The sequence below is a fragment of the Streptomyces sp. NPDC059582 genome (genome assembly GCF_042735715.1).
Taxonomy (GTDB): Bacteria; Actinomycetota; Actinomycetes; order Streptomycetales; family Streptomycetaceae; genus Streptomyces.
Genome location: NZ_JBHWCC010000036.1, coordinates 67844 through 83953, shown reverse-complemented (window position 1 = coordinate 83953; position 16110 = coordinate 67844). Strand labels below are relative to the sequence as shown.

Genomic DNA, 16110 nt, shown 5'->3' with positions numbered 1-16110 from the left:
GTCACCCGAGCCGTCACCGGCGGTGGTGCTCGGAGTCGGGTCCGGGCTTCGCGTCGTACCGTCGCTCCCCGGGTCCCCGGCGCCGCTCGACGCAGTGGCGCCGTCGGTCGTCCGCGGTGTCGTGGAGGTGGCGGGCGAGGGCGAGTCGCCTCCGGAGCCGGACCCGGAGTCCGAACCCGAGTCCGCACCGGAATCGGAGTCCGAATCGGAGGACGTGCCGGATCCCGAACCGGAGGACGACCCGTCGTGGCCGGAGAGGGCGTCGCCGACGGTCGTGCCGCCGCCGCTGAAGCCGCTGCCGGACACCAACTCGTATGTGGTGATTCCGGCCATGGTCACCCCGAACACCAGGGCGGCCGCGACCACCGGCCGCCGCCAACTCCTGACCCGGGCGCGGTGGACCGTGCCCTCGGTGAACCCGTCGGCGGGCGAGGACGCCTGGCCTTCGGGCGGCGTCTCGGTGGTCCGGGACGCGACGGTCGCCCCGGCGGCCCGGGACGGAACGGTCACCTCGCGGAACTGTTCGCCGGTCCGGCTGAAGAAGTGCTGGAAGAGCGTGCCGCCGCAGGTGGCGACGACGCTGACCACACCGGCGCCGAGGATCGTCCCGTAGACACCGAAGCAGGCGGCGAGTTTGGCCGCCACCACCGCGGCCACGGCGCCGCCGGCGACCTGAGGGACACTCAGGTCGATCCGCTTCCCCTTCTTCTCCTTCACCTCCGCCCCGGTGCCGGACTCGTCCACGTCAACGGGCCTTTCACGCATTCCGGGGCCTTGCCTGCCTTTCCCTCGCTCGATCGGCTGTTCCGGTTTGGTCTCCGGCTTGATCGCCAGTTCGACCAACAACCTGCACGAGAAGGGGACGTGCGAACGAAACCATTAGTTCCGTTTCTGGTGATTGCGTGAAGTACGCCACGTTCAAGACGCCGGAACCCTGCAACGGACGGCCAAGTCCCTTCCGTTGCGAGAAGTTGGGCGGCGCGCCAATCCACGCACGTGGCCCAAATGGAGTACTGTTGCGAACCCTGGGTCCGGTCTCCCGCCAGGGCGTCCGGGGCCTTGCCTGACCGCCGGGAGGGGGCTAGTTGCACAGGGTGACGGAGTTTGTCACTTAGCGTTGCGAATAGGTAACCGTGCCATAACGGCGTACGCGGGCTCGTGCCCGACACGCCGGGCAACTCGGCAAGGTTGTGGCAGGCTGCACCCGGGCAGGCCACACTCGACTAGCGGAAGCAGCGACGCACGTGACGTCGGCAGGCACCACCCGGGAGGTCCCCATGCCCGAACTGCGTGTCGTGGCCGTCTCGAATGACGGCACACGGCTGGTGTTGAAGGCTGCGGACAGCACGGAGTACACGCTTCCGATCGACGAACGACTCCGTGCCGCCGTGCGCGGCGACCGTCCCCGCCTCGGCCAGATCGAGATCGAGGTGGAGAGCCATCTCCGCCCCCGCGACATCCAGGCGCGGATACGCGCAGGCGCGACCGCGGAGGAAGTCGCCCAGATGGCCGGCATCCCCGTCGATCGCGTACGCCGCTTCGAAGGTCCCGTGCTGGCCGAACGCGCCTTCATGGCCGAGCGGGCCCGCAAGACCCCGGTCCGTAGGCCCGGCGAGAACGCCGGTCCTCAGCTCGGCGAGGCCGTACAGGAGCGACTGGTCCTGCGCGGCGCCGAGAAGGACACCGTCCAGTGGGACTCGTGGCGCCGCGACGACGGCACCTGGGAAGTCCTGCTCGTCTATCTGGTCGCGGGCGAACCGCACTCGGCGAGCTGGACGTACGACCCACCCCGGCGGCTCGTCCAGGCCGTCGACGAGGAGGCGCGCTCGCTGATCGGCGAGTCCGACGACCTCGCCGCGCCCGAGCCCAGCTTTCCCTTCGTACCGCGTATCGCCCGGCTGCCGCGCGACCGCCCGCTGGACCGTTCCCTCGACCGGGAGCGGCCGAGCCTGCCGGCCCCGCCGCCCGAGCCGCTCGAGGAGAGCACGAGCGAACGGGACTCACTGACCAGCCTGTTGGAGGCGGTGCCGAGCTTCCGGGGCGACCTGGTGGTCCCGGAACGCCCGGTGGAACCTCCCGTGGAGGAGCCCGTGGAGGAACCGGAGGCCGAGGAGCCCCCGGCCCCCGCCGCCTCCGCCGGTTCCGCCTACGCGGACGTCCTCATGCCCCGCTCCGTCGGGAGTCACCGTGACCGTCTGGTCGGTGCCACCGACCGCCAGGCCGAGGCGGACGGCGTCCGCCCCGGCCGCCGGGCCGCGGTCCCGAGCTGGGACGAGATCGTGTTCGGGACGAGACGCAAGAAGCAGGAGTAGTCCCGCGGTACATGACTGAGGGCCCGCGCCTTGAGGCGCGGGCCCTGCCACGTCCGCACGCGGGCGGGCGGTCGCGCCGCTCGTGCGGGAGCCCGACGACGCCCGTGCCTCAGCCGTACGAAACGGCGCGCACGACCCTCGCCGTGCTCGACGGCGTACGCCCGCCCGACGCATGTGCCGTCACACGCGCCCTCCGCCGTGCTCGACGGCGCAGGCGTGCCGGACACGTGTGTCGACGCGCACGCCTTCTCCCACGGGTGACGGCGTGCGCCGCCCACCGCCGCAAGTGAGAAGCACGCGGTCGCGTGAGCGCGCGAACGCCCCAGCACCGCGATCCCCACGCACCTGACCGCGTGCGCCCCCTGCCGCGCGTCCCGGCGCACGCCGTCCTGCCATGCGCGCGCCAGTCGGCGACCGAGGAAGCTCAGCCGTGCGGAGGTGCCGTCGGCGAGCGGCCGGACATCGCCCAGCCGCGCGGACGGCGACGCCCCGCCCACCCGCTACTGCGGATCGGGTCCCACCGCGACAGGCCGCGACGGATCCGCCGACCACTGCGACCACGAACCCACGTACAGCGCCGCCGGAATGCCCGCGACCGCGAGCGCGAGCACCTCATGGGCGCCCGAGACGCCGGAACCGCAGTACACGCCCACCTCGGTGTCGCCGGAGGCGCCGAGCGCCTTGAAGCGCGCGTTCAGTTCCTCGGCGGACAGGAACCGCCCGTCCGCGGCCACGTTGCCCGTCGTGGGCGCCGACACCGCGCCCGGAATGTGACCGCCGACCCGGTCGATCGGCTCCACGTCACCCCGGTACCGCTCGCCGGCGCGCGCGTCGAACAGCACTCCCGACCGGGCCAGCGCCGCCGCCGCGTCGGCGTCCAGGAGACCCGTGGCGCCCGGCACCGGCTCGAAGTCGCCCTCGGCCGGGGCGGGCACGTCCACCGACAGCTTCCCTTCCCAGACCGGCAACCCACCGTCCAGGACCCGCACGTCCGGGTGACCCGTCCAGCTCAGCATCCACCACGCGCGCGCCGCCGCCCAGCCCTGTCCGCCGTCGTACACGACCACCGGCACCGCTGCCGACACACCGGCCCGGCGCATGGCGGCGCCGAAGTCCGCCACGTCGGGCAGCGGATGACGGCCGCCCGGGCCGGGCGCGGAGGCCAGTTCCCTGTCCAGGTCGACGAAGACGGCGCCGGGAACGTGCCCGGCCTCGTACTCGGCCCGGCCGTCGAAGGCCGGCTCACCGGCGGCCTTGGCCAGACTGAGCTGCCAGCGGACGTCGAGCACCAACGGCGGGCGCTCCCCTGTCAGCTCGTTCGCGAGTTGTGATGCGGAGATGATGACGTTCATGGCCACCATCCTTGCGCACGGGGTGGCCGCGTCGTCCATGTCCGGCTACTCTGCTCGGCCGGGCAGGCGCGATCACGTGGCGTACGGGATCGGGCACATGCTGTACAACTGATCGACCCCCGTGGGTCATCGCGCGGAAACGGACGAGAAACCTTACAGCGGGCATTCTCCGGCCAGGCCCCACCGCTCCAGGTGCGCCCGGTGAGCACGGCGTCACGGGCGGTGCGAGCATCGGCACGGGGTGCGGAGAGCGGAAGCGACGCGGCCACCGCGAGGGGCCGAGGAGAGAGTGACGATGACCCAGGCACGGGAGTCGGCCGGCCCGAACGACGAAGCGCACGCCCCCTACGCGTCCGGCACGCCCTGCTGGGTGAGTCTGATGGTGCACGGACTGGCGACGACCCAGGACTTCTACGGAGAACTCTTCGGCTGGGAGTTCCAGCCGGGCCCCCCGCAACTCGGCCCCTACCTCCGGGCCCTGCTGGACGGTCGCGAGGTGGCGGGCGTCGGCCAGCTGCCGCCGGACCTCCACCTGCCGATCGCCTGGACGCCCTATCTGGCCTCGGCCGACGTGGACCAGACCGCCGAGACCGTACGACTGTGCGGCGGCACGGTGGGGGTCGGCCCGCTGGACGCGGCCGAGGCCGGACGGATGGCGATCTGCTCCGACCCGTCGGGGGCCGTGTTCGGCATCTGGCAGGCGGCGGCGCACCGAGGCGCCGGCATCACCGGCCTGCCCGGCCTGCCCGGCCTGCCCGGCACTCCGGGCACACCCGCCTGGAACGAACTCCTGACCGTCGAGTCGGTGAGCGTCGCCAAATTCTACGAATCGGTGTTCGGTTACGAGGAGGAGCCGGTGATCTCCGCCGACTTCGACTACGTGACACTGCACGTCGAGGGCCGTCCGGTCGCCGGGATCCACGGCGTGGGTCACGCCCTGCCGCGGGACAGGGGCCCGCACTGGATGACGTACTTCGAGGTCGCCGACGCGGACGAGGCGGTGGCCCGGCTCGTCGCACTGGGCGGGCAGGTGCTCAAGCCGCCCCGGGACAGCGAGCACGGGCGCGTGGCATGGGTCGCGGATCCGGAGGGCGCCCGGTTCTCACTGGTCCAGAGCCCGCACTGACCCCACGGGACCCGTGTTCAGGGTTGCCGCGGTCGGAACCCTGGCTCAGGAGCTCCCGGGAATCCGGCTCAGGAGGCGGACACCGGCAGCACGTCCGGCGACAGCACCGCCACGCGCGCCGTGGCCGCCGTCATACGGCGACGGTGGTGGCGGCGGCACAGCACCTCGTAGCCGATCTCGTCCGCCGACTGATTGACGTCGCCCACGACCACCTGGGCGCCCTCGACGACCATTTCGCCCCCGACGGTGCGGGCGTTGTGGGTGGCGCGGGCGCCGCACCAGCACAGGGCCTCGACCTGGAGCACCTCGACCCGGTCGGCCAGCTCCACCAGCCGCTGGGAGCCGGGGAACAGCTTGGAGCGGAAGTCGGTGGTGATTCCGAAGGCGTAGACGTCGACCCCCAGGTCGTCGACCACGCGCGCGAGCTGGTCGATCTGCCCCGGGGCCAGGAACTGCGCCTCGTCCGCGATCACGTAGTCCGCGCGGCCGCCCTGCGAGAGATGGTCGACGAGGAACGCGTACAGATCCTGTCCGTCCTCGACCTCCACCGCGTCCCTGACCAGACCGAGGCGGGAGGACAGCTTGCCCTCACCCGCACGGTCGTCGCGGGTGAAGATCATGCCTACCAGCCCGCGCGCGGAGCGGTTGTGCTCGATCTGGAGAGCCAGCGTCGACTTCCCGCAGTCCATCGTTCCGGAGAAGAACACCAGCTCGGGCATGGGGAGTTGAGCACCTTTCGGCGGAAGCGGGACGGCGGGGGGACAGGGGTGGGAAACAGGGAGCGGGACCTCAGGAGCGTACTTCGAGCAGGGGTACGAGCTGCTCGGCAGGGGTCATCGAACCGTGGTTGCCGACCATCGCGGACTCCTTCGGTTCCCGCTCCGAAGCGATGATCAGCACGTCGTCGTGCGCGGCCGCGACCACGTCACCGATGCGCGCGTACACGCGTTCGTCGATGTGCGGACCGAACCAGCCGGCCGCGATCGCCTCGTCCCGCGAGGCCACCCAGAACTGTTCGCCGAGCACCTCGCGCCAGCAGGTCAGGACGTCGTTCTCGGCGCCCGGGACCGCGTAGACGTGGCGGGCGCGGCCCTCGCCGCCCAGCAGGGCGACCCCGGCGCGCAGCTCCCAGTCCTCGTCGAAGTCGATGCGGTGCTGCTCGTCGAACGGGACGTCGATCATGCCGTGGTCGGCGGTGACATAGAGCGCGCTGCGCGGGGGCAGCTGCTCGGCCAGCCGCTGCACCAGCCGGTCGACGTACATGAGCTGGCCGCGCCAGGTGTCGGAGGCGACGCCGTAGCGGTGGCCCGCCCCGTCGAGTTCGGCGTAGTACGTGTAGACCAGGGAGCGCTCGCCCGCGGCCAGTTGCTCGGCGGCCAGGTCCACGCGCTCTTCACCGGCCAGCCGTCCGTGGAAGGTCCCGCCGCTGAGCGCGACCTTGGTCAGCGGGGTGTTCACGAAGGTCGGCGACGAGACCTGGGCGGCGTGCACGCCCGCTTCGTGGGCCAGCCGGAAGACGGTGGGGTACGGCTGCCAGACGCCCGGCGAGGTCCAGGGCTTCCAGCGGAGCTGGTTCATCAGCTCGCCGGTGGCCGGATTGCGGACCGTGTAGCCGGGCAGGCCGTGGGCGCCCGGCGGGAGGCCGGTGCCGACGGAGGCGAGGGAGGTCGCGGTGGTCGCCGGGTAACCGGCGGTGATCGCGCGGCCCGTGCCACCGCGGGAGCTCGCGAGGAGCGAGGTCATGAAGGGGGCCTCGTCCGGGTGCGCCCTCAGCTGCTCCCAGCCCAGACCGTCGATCAGGAACACGCAGTTGCGGTCGGCGGCGGTCAGCTCCGGGATGGCGGTGGACATCCCCGGCACACCCATGCCCGTGGCGAGCGTGGGCAGCAGGTCGGCGAGCGAGCCGGAACCGTACTCGGGGACGGGGGCGGAGCCGACGGGGAGCGGTTCGGGGTGGCCCCAGGCGACGGAGTCGGAGGGTGACGGATGGGACATCAGGGGGTGACGTCCGCTGTCGCCTCGGAGATGGCCTGCGCGAAGGTCAGGGCTTGGCGGACCGTCTCCGGGCCGTCCCCTGCCTCGCTGACGCGCAGGCTGAGGTCGTCCGCCGTCGAGCTGCCCGTGTAGCCGTGGTCGGCGTCGCAGTTGGGGTCGCCGCAGGCGGCGGGTTCGAGGTCGATGCGGGAGACGGCGCCCCAGCCGATGGTCAGCACGATCTCGCGCGGGAGCGTGCCGGGCGTGTAGGACTCCGGGTTGGCGACCACGCGGCTGACCACGACGGACGAGATTCGGCCGATCTTCACGGACTCGGTGGACGTCGTGGCGTACGGCGTCGGGGAGGTGGTGTCCGCGGCCTGCTCGTCGGTGTGGCTCACGATGAAGCGGTTGCCGGTGAGGACCAGCACGGTCACGTGCCGGCGCACCTCGTTCTGGTCGAACGTGGTCTCCTGGTGGACCAGGTACGACCGGATCGGCTCGCCGCCCACGGCGGCCTCCACCGCCTCGGCCACGAGGGCCGGGTAGTAGCCGCTGCGCTCGATCGCCGCTCGCAGCCCCTGGGTCGTCGTACTGGTCTTGGCCATGACGTCCATCCTACGGGGGCGCACTGACTGCGAGGCACCGCTCGGCACACAGGAGCGTTCCACGCGTGCGAAGCTCTCCGTTCGGTACGTGGGGAGCGTCCGGGGGCCGAGATCGTCTCAGTACGCGGGGAGCGTCCGGGGACCGAGATCATCGCGGACCGGGGGCGGCGCCAGGCGCACGGTGGCGCCGAGGACGCTCAGTCCCCGCGGAGCGACGACGACCGGCTCCAGGGTGACCGCGACGACCTCGGGGTGGTCGTCGACCAGTCGGGACACACGCAGCAGCAGTTCCTCCAGCGCGGGCGTGTCGACCGGCGTCGAGCCCCGCCAGCCGAACAGCAGCGGTGCCGTCCGGATCGAGCGGAGCAGCGAGGTCGCGTCGCGGTCGGTGACCGGAACGAGCCGGTGCGCCATGTCGCCGAGCAGTTGGGAGGCGGCACCGGCGAGCCCGAACGACAGTACGGCCCCGGCCGCCGGGTCGATGACCGCGCGGACGACCGTTTCGACCCCGCGCGGCGCCATCGCCTGCACCACCGGACGCAGTTCCTGCGGATTCCCGAACAGCGCGGTCAACTCGGCGTACGCCCTGCGCAGTTGTTCCTCGTCCGCCAGGTCGAGGCGTACGCCGCCGAGGTCGGCGCGGTGCCGCAGGTGCGGTGCGGTGGCCTTGAGGGCCACCGGGTAGCCGAGGGTGCGCGCGGCTTCGGCGGCCGCTTCGGGAGTGGGCGCGGGTACGGCCGCGCGTACGGCGATCCCGTACCGTCCGAGCAGTTCGCAGGTCTCGTCCGTGCCGAGCGTGAGCCCCTGCCCGCGCGCGAGCAGGCCGCCGATCAGCTCGGCGGCGCCCTTCTCGTCGATGTCCTCGTACTCCGGCACCTTCCCGGGATCGGCGGCCTCGCGTCGCCACTGTCCGTACTTGACGGCTTCGGCGAGAGCGCGGACGGCGCGTTCGGCGGCGGGGTAGGCGGGGATGAGACGAGGGCCGGTTCGGACGGATCCGGGTGTTTGGCCGGAAGTCTGGGGGGTTCGGGGGTCGGCCGGCGGCCGTTCCGCGGGGAGACGGGGGTGTCCGCGGTCGAGCGGCGCCGGGAGTGACGGGGGGTGGGCGGCGCCGGCGGGCGTCGCACCGGCGTGCGGTGCCGTACTCGCCGCCGCCGACAGCGCCTCCGCGAGCCCCCCGAGCTCCACGTGCACCACGAGCACCGGCTTCCCCGGAACCCGCTCGGCGGCGGAGCGCAGCGCTTCGGCCAGCAGCGCGTCCTCCACGGACGCGCCCCCGATCGCCGGAATGGCGGTGACCACGACCGCGTCGCACGTCTCGTCCGCCAGCGCCCGTGACAGCGCCTGGCGGAAGTCGTCCGCCGTGGCCCCCGTCGTCAGATCCACCGGTGGCAGCGGCCGCAGCCCCTCGGAGAGACAGGCGTCGTACGTCAGTACGCCCAGGGACTCGGAGTTGCCGAGGATCGCCACGCGTGGACCGGCCGGCAGCGGCTGGCGCGCGAGCAGCAGTCCGGTGTCCACCAGTTCGGTGATGGTGCCGACGCGGATGACGCCGGCCTGCCGCAGCAGCACCGACACGGTCGCGTGCGGCAGCCGGGTCGCCCGGACGGCGTGCCCCTGGGGAGCGGAACCGGCACCCTGCACGACGACCAGCGGTTTCGCCGCGGCCGTCCGCCGTGCGAGGCGGGTGAACTTGCGCGGGTTGCCGATGGACTCCAGGTACATCAGCGCGACGTCGGTGTCCGGGTCGTCGTACCAGTACTGAAGGACGTCGTTGCCGGAGACGTCCGCGCGGTTGCCGGACGAGACGAAGGTGGACACGCCGGTGACCCCGGTGACCCCTCCGCCGCGCCGGTGCAGTCGCGACAGCAGGGCGATGCCGATGGCGCCGGACTGCGCGAACAGTCCGATGCGTCCGGGCCGCGGCATCTCGGGGGCCAGCGAGGCGTTCAGCCGCACGTCCGGGGAGGTGTTGATGATCCCGAAGGCGTTCGGGCCGATGATGCGCATCCCGTACACGCGCGCGCGGCGCACGAGTTCACGCTGGCGCTCGCGTCCCTCGGGGCCACTCTCGGCGTACCCCGCGGAGACCACGACGAGTCCCTGCACTCCGTGCTCGCCGCACTCGGTGACGACGTCGGGCACGCGCTCGGTCGGCACGGCGACGACCACGAGGTCGACCGGCCCCTCGATGTCCCGCACCGAGCGATGGGCGGGCACGCCACCGAGTTCCTTCTGTTCCTCGGGGAGTGCCTCGTTCACGGCGTGGAGGCTTCCGGTGAATCCGGCCTGCCGGATGTTGTCGAGGATGCCGCGGCCCACCCCGCCCGGGGCACGGCCGACGCCGACCACCGCGACGGACCCCGGCACGAGCAGCCGCCGTACCGACCGCGCCTCGGCGCGCTGCTCCCGCGCGCGCTGCACGGCGAGCGAGCGTTCCGTGGGTTCGAGGTCGAACTCCAGGCGTACGACGCCGTCCTCGAAGCTGCGCTTCTGGGTGTAGCCGGCGTCCGTGAACACCTTGATCATCTTGGAGTTCGCGGGGAGCACCTCGGCGGCGAAGCGGCGGATGCCCCGCTCACGCGCGACGGCCGCGACGTGTTCGAGGAGGGCGGAGGCGACGCCCCTCCCCTGGTGCGCGTCCTGCACCAGGAAAGCGACCTCGGCCTCGTCGGCCGGCACGGAGGCGGGCATGCCGTCGGCGCCGATGCGGTCGTACCGTACGGTGGCGATGAACTCGCCGCCGATCGTGGCCGCGAGTCCCACCCTGTCCACGAAGTCGTGGTGTGTGAAGCGGTGGACGTCCTTGGCGGACAGCCGCGGGTACGGCGCGAAGAAGCGGTAGTACTTCGACTCGTCCGAGACCTGCTCGTAGAAGCTGACCAGGCGGTCGGCGTCGTCGACGGTGATGGGCCGGATGCGCGCGGTGCCACCGTCGCGCAGTACCACGTCCGCCTCCCAGTGGGCGGGGTACTCGTGCCGGTCCTGCCGGTCCGCCGGGTTCTGCATGCGCCCCAGAGTACGGCTCGCGCAGGACAACGGCGCGAGGCAGTCTGTGGAGGACGGACGTCGGATCGAGGCCGCGATCCGACGACCTTCCCGGGACGGGACGCAGGACCGCTCCGGGCACATATTCCGATGTGGAACACTGGTCTAGACAACCCTGAGTACTGAAGGGCAGCATCACATGGCTGAGCGCCGCGTCAACGTCGGCTGGGCCGAGGGCCTCCACGCCCGTCCCGCCTCCATCTTCGTCCGAGCCGCCACGGCCACAGGCGTCCCGGTCACGATCGCCAAGGCCGACGGCAACCCCGTCAACGCGGCCTCCATGCTGGCCGTTCTCGGCCTGGGCGCCCAGGGCGGCGAGGAGATCGTCCTCGCCTCCGACGCCGAGGGCGCGGACGCCGCGCTCGAACGTCTGGCGAAGCTGGTCGCCGAGGGTCTCGAGGAGCTCCCCGAGACCGTCTGAGCATCGCCTTCGGCACTGCTCTTCGCACTTCTCACAGCAGTGCTCACAGCACGCGGTGGAGCCGCGTCGACCTTTCCGGTCGGCGCGGCTCCACCGTTTCCGCTCGCTTTCGCTTCACCCGCTCCACCGGAATTGCCGGGAGTGCCCGGAGACCATCCCGCGAGCATACGAAAGACGTGCGGCCGGAAATTACCGGCGCACGAGAATAAGGGCAGGGGAAATGCGCCTCCGCCGAATACCGCTTCTTTGTATACGGTGCCTTTGTTAATGCCGCAGGCTCGTCATGTTTACGGGGTGTTGCGAAGTCCTCACGCGGTCGGCGCGCTCCCCCGCCCCGGTGAACCGCAGGCGGTGCGCGGAACTCGCTCGCTCGGTGTGCAGCGCCGTGATCCCCCGCGCTCGTTCGGCGTCACCGCGGGCCACCGCGTCCACGATCGCGCCGTGCTCGGCCCACGACTCCACGGGATCGGCCGGCGCCTCTATCGAGTACATCCAGGCGATCTTGTGCCGCAGCTGGGTGAGCGTCGAGGTCAGGGCTTGGCTGCCGGACGCCTGGGCGAGCGTCTCGTGGAACCAGCCGCCCAGGGAGCGCAGATCCTCGCTGTTGCCCCGCCTGGCCCGCTCCTGACCCAGGCGGACCAGGCCGCGCAGCACCTTCAGGTGGGCCTCGGTCCGCCGCTGGGCGGCCCGGGACGCGCCGAGCGGCTCCAGGAGCACGCGCATCTCCAGCAGGTCGGAGGCCTCCTGCTCGGTCGGTTCCGCGACGCACGCGCCCGCGTGCCGGCGGGTCACCACGAAGCCCTCCGCCTCCAGGGTGCGCAGGGCCTCCCGGACCGGGACGCGCGAGACACCGTAGCGGCGCGCGAGGAGTTCCTCGGTGAGCCGGCCGCCGCGCTCGTAGACACCGGCCACGATGTCGTCCCGGATCGCCGTGCATACCGAGTGCGCCGGAATACGCATGACCGACCTCCGCCTTAATGCCCGTGAAACGTCGCCGAGTGACGTGCGTTCTGCGACTCTATGGCAATCAGGCGTAATTTCCGACGGGCGGCCGGAATCCAAGGATATTTTTTGGACAGGAAGGCCTCCGAAAGGCCGAAAGCCCCGGCTCGGGAGCCGGGGCCTCGGTATGTCGCGCCGTCTGTTGTCAGACGTTCACACCATGCTTGCGGAGGTAGGCGACCGGGTCGATGTCCGAGCCGTATTCTGGGGTGGTCCGGGCCTCGAAGTGCAGGTGCGGGCCGGTGGTGTTCCCGGTCGCGCCGGAGACGCCGATCTGCTGGCCCGTGACCAGCCTCTGACCCACGGAGACGCCGATGGACGACAGGTGACCGTACTGGGTGTACGTGCCGTCGTTCATCCTGATCACCACCTGGTTGCCGTACGCCCCGCCCCAGCCGGCCTCGACGACGGTGCCGTAGCCGACCGTGTGGACGGAGGTGCCACCGGCGGCGTGGAAGTCGATGCCGGTGTGGCTGCCGGAGGACCAGAGCGAGCCACCGCTGAGGTAGCCGGTGGAGACGTAGGAGTGGGCGATCGGCGCCACGAAGGTGTTGAGGCGCTTGCGCTCGGCCTCGCGGGCGGCGCGCGCCTTTGCCGCGTGCTCCGCCTTGGCCCTCGCCGCGGCCTTCTCGCGGGCGGCCTCCTGGGCCGCCTTCTCCTCGGCGGCCTGCCTCTGGGCCGTGGCCTGGGCGTCGATCTGCTCGGCGACCGAGTCGCGGATGGTGATGACCGGGGTGAGGCCGGTCTGTTCGACGGAGTTCTCGGCGGCGAGCGCAGGGGCCGCGAGGGTACCGATGACGCCGGTGGTGGCGAGGGCCGCGATGCCGGCTGCCTGAGCGCTGGTGCGCTTCATCCGGCCGGGACGACGGTGCTTCCCGGGGGCGCACATGAACGCCATGTAGTGGCTGGTCCTTTCCTTCCCTCTCGCCTACCGGGTTAGCTGACGGGTTCGGAGCAGGAAGGTCTCCTACGGACCCCCTCGCGGCACGCGCGGGCGTCCGATTCACCCCAGGGACTGCATGGGTCCCCGGCTCCCCTGGCTCGCGCCGTACGGGGACTCGGCGATGACTGTCCGCTGCCGCGGGTGCGGCGCACTGCCTGACGAACAGACCGCATGACCGTACGGGCGCCGTCTTTCGATCCTCAAACGGATCGCGGCTTTTGTAGCGCATCCCACAGGGCAGACAGGCAGCTCTCCCCCAATTCGGACATTCTCCGGACATGGTGGGGCCCTGGTGACTCATCAGTCACCAGGGCCCCCGCGCGCGTGCCTTCGCGTTGCCCCTACTCGGCGGACACGACCGTGACTTCACCGATGCCGAGGGCCTCCACGGGCTCCCTGATCTGCGCCGCGTCCCCGACGAGGATGGTCACCAGACGGTCCACCGGGAAGGCGTTCACGACTGCCGCGGTGGCCTCCACGGTGCCGGTCGCGGCGAGCTGCTGGTACAGCGTCGCCTGGTAGTCGTCGGGCAGGTGCTGCTCGACCTGGTCGGCCAGCGTGGCCGCGACGGCCGCCGCGGTCTCGTACTTCAGCGGCGCCACCCCGACGAGGTTCTGCACGGCGACGTCACGCTCCGCGTCGGTCAGCCCCTCCGCGGCGAGCGTGCGCAGCACGGTCCACAGGTCCTCCAGGGCGGGACCGGTGTTCGGGGTGTCCACGGAGCCGCTGATGGCGAGCATCGCGGCGCCCGTGGCCCCTCCGGAGGAGGTGGGGGCCCCCGACCTGAGCACCTGCCCGAAGGCGCGCACCCCGTAGGTGTAGCCCTTCTCCTCCCGCAGGACGCGGTCCAGCCGGGAGGTGAGGGTGCCACCGAGGCAGTACGTGCCGAGCACCTGGGCGGGCCACACCCGGTCGTGCCGGTCGGCGCCGGTGCGGCCGATCAGCAGCTGCGTCTGGACGGCGCCGGGTCGGTCCACGATGACCACGCGGCCGGTGTCGTCGGCGCTCACCGGCGGCACGGGGCGGGGCGCGGCCGAGGTGCCCTTCCAGGCGCCCAGGGTGTCGCCGAGGAGCTCGTCCAGGTCGAGGCCGGCGAGGTCGCCGACGACCACGGTGGTGGCCGTGGCGGGGCGGACATGCCGGTCGTAGAAGGCACGCACGGCCGCGGAGTCGATCTGCGTGACCGTCTCCTCGGTGCCCTGGCGCGGGCGGGACATGCGCGAGGTCGCCGGGAACAGCTCCTTGGAGAGCTCCTTGGCGGCACGGCGGCCGGGGTTGGCCAGCTCGTGCGGGATCTCGTCGAGCCGGTTGCGCACCAGCCGCTCGACCTCGCTGTCCGCGAACGCGGGCGCCCGGAGGGCGTCGGAGAGCAGGCTGAGCCCCTTCTCCAGGCGCGAGACCGGGACTTCGAGGCTCAGCCGTACGCCGGGGTGGTCGGCGTGCGCGTCGAGAGTGGCGCCGCAGCGCTCCAGCTCGGCGGCGAACTCCTCGGCGGAGAGCTTGTCGGTGCCCTCCGAGAAGGCTCGCGCCATGATCGTGCCCACACCGTCGAGGCCGGCCGGCTCGGCGTCCAGTGGCGCGTCGAGGAGGACCTCGACGGCGACGACCTGCTGGCCGGGGCGGTGGCAGCGCAGAACGGTCAGCCCGTTGTCCAGGGTGCCGCGCTCGGGCGCCGGGAAGGCCCAGGGCCTGGCCTCGCCCGGCCGGGGCTGGGGGTGGAACTCCATCGTGGCGAGCTCGGTCACTGGGCCGCCTCCTCGGTTGCGTCGGTGGCTTCCACGGTCGCCGCGGACTCCGGGTCTTCGGTGCTCTCCGCGGCCTCGGCGTCGTCCAGGGCCTCGGGGGCGGTCGGCTCGTAGACGAGCACCGCCCGGTTGTCGGGGCGCAGGCGGGCCTTGGCGACCTCCTGGACCTCCTCGGCCGTCACGTCCAGCACCCGCTGGACGGCGGTGAGCGCGAGCTGCGGGTCGCCGAACAGGACCGCGTAGCGGCACAGTTCGTCGGCGCGGCCGGCCACCGTGCCGAGCCGGTCCAGCCACTCGCGCTCCAACTGGGCCTGGGCGCGTTCCATTTCCTCGGCCGTGGGGCCCTCCTCGGCGAACCGGGCGAGCTCCTCGTCGATGGCGGTCTCGATGACCGGCACCTCGACGTCACCGGACGTCTTCACGTCCAGCCAGCCCAGGGAGGGCGCCCCGGCCAGCCGCAGCAGGCCGAAGCCGGCCGCCACCGCCGTACGGTCGCGCCGTACGAGCCGGTTGTACAGGCGGGAGGACTCACCGCCGCCGAGAACGGTCAGCGCCAGGTCGGCCGCGTCGCACGCGCGCGTGTTGTCCTCCGGGAGCCGGTAGGCGGCCATCAGGGCGCGCGCCGGGACCTCCTCCTCGACGACCTCGCGCAGCTGCCCGCCCATGACCTCGGGCAGCGAGCCGTCGCGCGGAGCGGGCTTGCCGTCGTGGGAGGCGATGGAGCCGAAGTACTTCTCGATCCAGGCGAGCGTCTGCACCGGGTCGATGTCGCCGACCACGGAGAGCACGGCGTTGTTGGGCGCGTAGTACGTCCGGAAGAACGCGCGCGCGTCCTCCAGGGTGGCCGCGTCCAGGTCGGCCATCGAGCCGATCGGCGTGTGGTGGTACGGGTGGCCCTCCGGGTAGGCGAGCGCGGTCAGCTTCTCGAACGCGGTCCCGTAGGGAACGTTGTCGTAGCGCTGGCGGCGCTCGTTCTTGACGACGTCCCGCTGGTTCTCCATGGACTCTTCGTCGAGCGCGGCGAGCAGGGAGCCCATGCGGTCGGCCTCCAGCCAGAGGGCGAGCTCCAGCTGATGGGTGGGCATGGTCTCGAAGTAGTTGGTGCGCTCGAAGCTGGTGGTGCCGTTGAGCGAGCCGCCGGCGCCCTGCACCAGCTCGAAGTGGCCGTTGCCCTTGACCTGCCCGGACCCCTGGAACATCAGGTGCTCGAAGAGGTGAGCCAAGCCCGTACGTCCCTTGACTTCGTGACGGGAGCCGACGTCGTACCAGAGGCACACCGCCGCGACCGGGGTCAGATGGTCCTCGGAGAGCACCACGCGGAGGCCGTTGGCCAGGCGGTGCTCGGTCGCTGTCAGGCCCCCGGAGCCTGCCTCGGCTGTGGCCGTGTGACCCATGGGCATGTACGTCCCTTCGATCGCGGACGCGGTCGTCGGACCGCGCGTTTCGTGCCTGTCCTGCCACTGTATGCAAGCGGACCGACCATGGGCGAAGTTCCCGCGGGACGTACGCCGAGAGCGAGATCGCGTAGCCTGCGGGCAGTCGTGGAATGAGGCGCCTTCCACACCGGGCCGGGCGGCCG

13 protein-coding genes and 1 riboswitch are annotated in these 16110 nt (G+C 72.0%); of the genes, 4 read left to right on the top strand and 9 right to left on the bottom strand.

What is annotated here, in order from left to right; genetic code table 11:
* The first annotated feature begins 94 nt into the window (after positions 1-94).
* Together ACFV0T_RS27530 and sepH are read left to right on the top strand one after the other, a co-directional pair.
* Positions 95-613, top strand: coding sequence for a hypothetical protein (locus ACFV0T_RS27530; protein WP_385784477.1), 519 nt, complete (start codon positions 95-97; stop codon positions 611-613).
* 664 nt (positions 614-1277) lie between these two features.
* Entirely contained in the window at positions 1278-2312 is a 1035-nt protein-coding gene (gene sepH / locus ACFV0T_RS27525; RefSeq protein ID WP_385784475.1) for a septation protein SepH, read from the top strand.
* Between the two features lie 500 nt (positions 2313-2812).
* On the opposite strand, the gene ACFV0T_RS27520 is transcribed toward sepH, so the two are convergent.
* Positions 2813-3664, bottom strand: a complete 852-nt coding sequence (locus ACFV0T_RS27520; RefSeq protein WP_385784472.1) for a sulfurtransferase — start codon at positions 3662-3664, stop codon at positions 2813-2815.
* Between the two features lie 295 nt (positions 3665-3959).
* On the opposite strand from ACFV0T_RS27520, the gene ACFV0T_RS27515 reads away from it, so the two are divergent.
* On the top strand, positions 3960-4790 hold the full coding sequence (locus ACFV0T_RS27515; RefSeq protein ID WP_385784469.1) for a VOC family protein: 831 nt from the start codon (positions 3960-3962) through the stop codon (positions 4788-4790).
* 68 nt (positions 4791-4858) lie between these two features.
* On the opposite strand, the gene ACFV0T_RS27510 is transcribed toward ACFV0T_RS27515, so the two are convergent.
* From ACFV0T_RS27510 to ACFV0T_RS27495, 4 genes are all read right to left on the bottom strand, one after another.
* The gene (locus tag ACFV0T_RS27510; RefSeq protein WP_385784462.1) at positions 4859-5509 is read right to left on the bottom strand and encodes a thymidine kinase; all 651 of its coding nucleotides are present in this window, start codon (positions 5507-5509) and stop codon (positions 4859-4861) included.
* Between the two features lie 70 nt (positions 5510-5579).
* Positions 5580-6785: an alkaline phosphatase family protein gene (locus tag ACFV0T_RS27505; protein ID WP_385784460.1), complete on the bottom strand. Its 1206-nt coding sequence runs from the start codon at positions 6783-6785 to the stop codon at positions 5580-5582.
* Positions 6785-7381, bottom strand: a complete 597-nt coding sequence (locus tag ACFV0T_RS27500; protein WP_385784523.1) for a DUF5998 family protein — start codon at positions 7379-7381, stop codon at positions 6785-6787. Before ACFV0T_RS27500 ends, ACFV0T_RS27505 begins: the two co-directional genes overlap by 1 nt.
* 108 nt (positions 7382-7489) lie before the next feature.
* A complete protein-coding gene (locus ACFV0T_RS27495) occupies positions 7490-10381 on the bottom strand; it encodes a GNAT family N-acetyltransferase (protein WP_385784457.1) in 2892 nt (963 codons plus the stop codon).
* A 178-nt stretch (positions 10382-10559) separates the two neighbouring features.
* Between ACFV0T_RS27495 and ACFV0T_RS27490 the strand changes: the two genes are divergently transcribed.
* Positions 10560-10841, top strand: coding sequence for an HPr family phosphocarrier protein (locus tag ACFV0T_RS27490; RefSeq protein ID WP_062671404.1), 282 nt, complete (start codon positions 10560-10562; stop codon positions 10839-10841).
* A 264-nt stretch (positions 10842-11105) separates the two neighbouring features.
* Here the strand turns inward: ACFV0T_RS27490 and ACFV0T_RS27485 are convergent, their stop codons facing one another.
* The 4 genes from ACFV0T_RS27485 to ACFV0T_RS27470 form a co-directional block, all read right to left on the bottom strand.
* The gene (locus tag ACFV0T_RS27485; protein WP_385784454.1) at positions 11106-11801 is read right to left on the bottom strand and encodes a GntR family transcriptional regulator; all 696 of its coding nucleotides are present in this window, start codon (positions 11799-11801) and stop codon (positions 11106-11108) included.
* A 187-nt stretch (positions 11802-11988) separates the two neighbouring features.
* The gene (locus tag ACFV0T_RS27480; RefSeq protein ID WP_385784451.1) at positions 11989-12741 is read right to left on the bottom strand and encodes a M23 family metallopeptidase; all 753 of its coding nucleotides are present in this window, start codon (positions 12739-12741) and stop codon (positions 11989-11991) included.
* Between the two features lie 12 nt (positions 12742-12753).
* A riboswitch (cyclic di-AMP (ydaO/yuaA leader) is annotated at positions 12754-12917 on the bottom strand.
* A 210-nt stretch (positions 12918-13127) separates the two neighbouring features.
* Entirely contained in the window at positions 13128-14531 is a 1404-nt protein-coding gene (locus ACFV0T_RS27475) for a M16 family metallopeptidase (protein ID WP_385784448.1), read from the bottom strand.
* Positions 14528-15931 carry a M16 family metallopeptidase gene (locus ACFV0T_RS27470; protein ID WP_385784445.1) on the bottom strand — a complete coding sequence of 468 codons (1404 nt, stop codon included), beginning with the start codon at positions 15929-15931 and terminating at the stop codon, positions 14528-14530. The genes ACFV0T_RS27475 and ACFV0T_RS27470 overlap by 4 nt, the downstream gene beginning before the upstream one ends.
* Between the last annotated feature and the right edge of the window lie 179 nt (positions 15932-16110).